The sequence below is a fragment of the Chitinophaga sp. genome (assembly GCF_035564935.1).
Classification (GTDB): domain Bacteria; phylum Bacteroidota; class Bacteroidia; order Chitinophagales; family Chitinophagaceae; genus Chitinophaga.
Map to the genome: position 1 here is coordinate 1 of NZ_DATMTE010000247.1, position 3286 is coordinate 3286.

At 47.7% G+C, this 3286-nt stretch carries 2 protein-coding genes and 1 pseudogene; 2 read left to right on the forward strand and 1 reads right to left on the reverse strand.

Annotation, left to right across the window (positions count from 1 at the left end; translation table 11 throughout):
* A partial coding sequence (locus tag VN105_RS06490; protein WP_325639083.1) for a glycoside hydrolase family 3 protein occupies positions 1-1910 on the reverse strand: 1910 nt, incomplete at its 3' end.
* A gap of 281 nt (positions 1911-2191) precedes the next feature.
* Here VN105_RS06490 and VN105_RS06495 point away from each other — a divergent pair.
* A complete protein-coding gene (locus VN105_RS06495; RefSeq protein ID WP_325639085.1) occupies positions 2192-2782 on the forward strand; it encodes an adenylate kinase in 591 nt (196 codons plus the stop codon).
* A gap of 159 nt (positions 2783-2941) precedes the next feature.
* Positions 2942-3286, forward strand: a pseudogene (locus VN105_RS06500) (GTPase ObgE); the annotation flags it as partial.

Sequence of the window (3286 nt, forward strand, 5' to 3'; positions counted from 1 at the left end):
ATGATTTTTCCATCTTTCAGGGCCATAACTTCTGCACCGGGCGCCGCACCGCGGGCAATCATATCATTGGCCAGGGCATCGATCTGCAGCAATGCCTGTTCATCAATACCGGCTTCTTTTGCGCTGGCAGTGGGCAATAAATTAAACTTATTCACTTCGTAAGTGATGCCGGTACCGGAGGGCAGGTCCGGACAAACGGTTACCGGCAATTTGCCGGAGGGTCCCAGTTGCCCGAAAAGCAGGTCGGCCGCTGCCCGCTGGGTAGTACTGTCATCTTCATAGGCAGCTACCAGGTGAGGCGCATCACAGAAATACTGGATGGCATACGGGTTGCCAAAAACAACGGTGGCCGATGGCATTTCGGATTGTAGCTGGCGGATGATGAGCCGTTCCGCCATAGATAATCCAAAATTACCGGCCGGCCTGCGGCTGTAGTTGTGGAGGCTGATGATAACCGCGCGATAATCCCGCTGGATGCGGGATACAATAGGTGCAATCTGTTGTACCGGCTGGCGCGAGGTGAAAATAAATACATCCGTTCCCGGCTTGTAATTTTTTACCGCTTCTGTGAAAGTATTGCTGGCATCTGCTCCTACGGCTACCACCGCCAGTTTTTGCTGGGTCATGGCCGGTGAGAAGGGAATCAGTTTTTGCTGGTTGCGCACCAGGGTGATGGCATTTTCAGCAATACGTTTACGTAGTATATCTGTTTTGGCGTTAATGTCTTCCGCCAGATGATCGGTGTTGATATGTTGCGGCTGCCAAAGTCCAAGGTTATATTTGGCGCGCAATACTTTTTTCACACGTCCATCTACCTCTTCCTGGCTGATCTTTCCGGCTTTAATCGCTTTCCTGATAGCAGCTACGCTGCCGGCGGAGGTAGATGGAAGGATCATCAGGTCGTTGCCTGCCAGCAACGATTGTAAGGATTCCTGCCCATTTGTATAAAACTTAGCGATACCTTTCATTTCCAGTGCATCGGTAACAATCAATCCTTTAAAACCCATTTCTTCTTTCAGCAGTTTTGTAACCGCGTTGTAGGAAATGGAAGTGGGCGTATTTGGTTTTTTATCGATAGAAGGAATATAAAGATGCCCTATCATCACCGACTGCACACCGGCGGCAATAGCCTCGCGGAAAGGATACAGCTCCAGGGAATCCAGCTGGGCCCTCGTTTTATTGATAGTGGGCAGATCGAGATGCGAATCCACATTGGTATCACCATGACCGGGGAAGTGCTTGGCGCAGGCCATAATACCTGCATCCTGCATACCTCTTATTGTAGCTACACCCATACGGGCTACCTGGTATTTGTTTTCTCCGAAAGAGCGGTCGTTGATCACCGGGTTGGCGGGGTTGTTATTAACATCCATATCCGGCGCAAAATCAATGTGAATACCAAGCCGCCGGCACTGCTCGCCCATTAGCTTTCCGGCGTCGTATGCCAGGGAAGTATCCTGCATAGCGCCTATCATCATATTCCGTGGTAGTGAAATAACACTGTCGAGGCGCATGCCAAGCCCCCATTCACCATCAATGGCTACCAGGAGCGGCACTTTGGAAATTGACTGGTAGTAGTTGGTAAGATTGGCCTGCCGTACCGGCCCTCCCTGGAAAAAGATCACTCCTCCTACTTTGTTGTCCTGTATATCTTTAATAACGGCGTTGATATGGTCTTGCCCCAGGTTGGAATGCGCCCTGATCATAATAAGCTGGGCAATACGTTCATCGGGTGTAAGCGACTGGAACACGCTGTCGGCCCACTGTGAAGCCCTGTCCTGCAATGGCGCTACCTTTTGTGCAGCCACCTTTTTATGCTTCTTTTTTTCCTTGAACACCAGGGGCGCGGAAATGGCGCTGCCCGTCATCATTAGGCCGGTAAGTCCTGCAACCAATAATTGTTTCCTCATGTCATAAACTTACAAATATTCATGCGTAAATCCAGACTGACCGGACTGAATATCAAAGAATTACTAATATTAATCATATGATTTTGTCAGATCCAAACTATTTCATTAAATTAGAATACCCTGTTGAAGATATTTTACGGATTATGGCAAAAAATTAAATGGTATTTAGTATTTTGTCAGAATATTTACATTTAGTTTAACCAATCGTAATTTTAATTACCAATACATTCATCTGTTTCTTATATTTGCAACCTTGCGAGTAAAGTAGATTTATATAAAACATGGTCAATCTCATTTTATTTGGCCCTCCCGGTAGCGGCAAGGGTACACAAAGTGCTAACATTATCCAGAAGTACGGACTTATTCATCTTTCCACGGGCGATTTGCTTCGCAGCGAGATCGGTGATAAAACACCCCTGGGACTGGAAGCCAAGAAATTCATGGATCAGGGCCTGCTGGTACCGGATGAAGTGGTGATTGGTATGATCAGCTCCAAACTGGACGCCAACGTGGATGCACGCGGCTTTATTTTCGACGGTTTCCCCCGTACCACTGCACAGGCAGAGGCGCTGGACAAACTGCTGGCACTGAAAAAAACATCTATCTCTACTGTACTTTCACTGGAAGTACCGGAAGACGAATTGATTAAACGCCTGCTGAACCGTGGTTTAACCTCCGGCCGCAGCGACGATGCCTCTGAAGATGTAGTGAAAGCGCGTATCGTTGAATACCATAACAAAACCGCCCCTGTGGCTGATCACTACGCCAAATTCGGTAAATTCAAAAAAGTGAAAGGCGATGGTACTGAGGATGAAGTGTTTGAACTCCTCTCCAAAGAACTGGATGAACTGGTAGGGGAAAAAGTGCAGTAACCTGCTGTTATAAAGACTTTTATATCTTTTTATACAACGCAAAGATTGTAAGTAAAAAGCTTCGGGGCACATGTATGGTGCTAATTAGCTTAAACTTCACGATCTTTGCGTTTTGTTTTTCCGGGGTAAGGCCCCCGGAATGTTAAAAACTAAGACTAAGTGGAAAAAGCGAACTTCGTAGATTATATCCGTGTATTTTGTAAATCCGGGAAAGGTGGCGCAGGCAGTATGCACTTTATGCGTACTAAATTTAATGCGCAGGCCGGCCCTGATGGCGGCGATGGCGGCAGAGGCGGACATGTTATTTTAAGAGGCAATTCACAATTGTGGACCCTCCTGCATCTCCGCTGGCACAAAAACCTGCTCGCAGAAGACGGGGAAAACGGCAGCGGCGACAACTGCACCGGCCGTTTTGGTAAGGATATCGTCATCGAAGTGCCGCTGGGTACACAGGCCAAAGACGAAGAAACCGGCGAAGTAGAAGCCGAAATTCTCCACGACGGA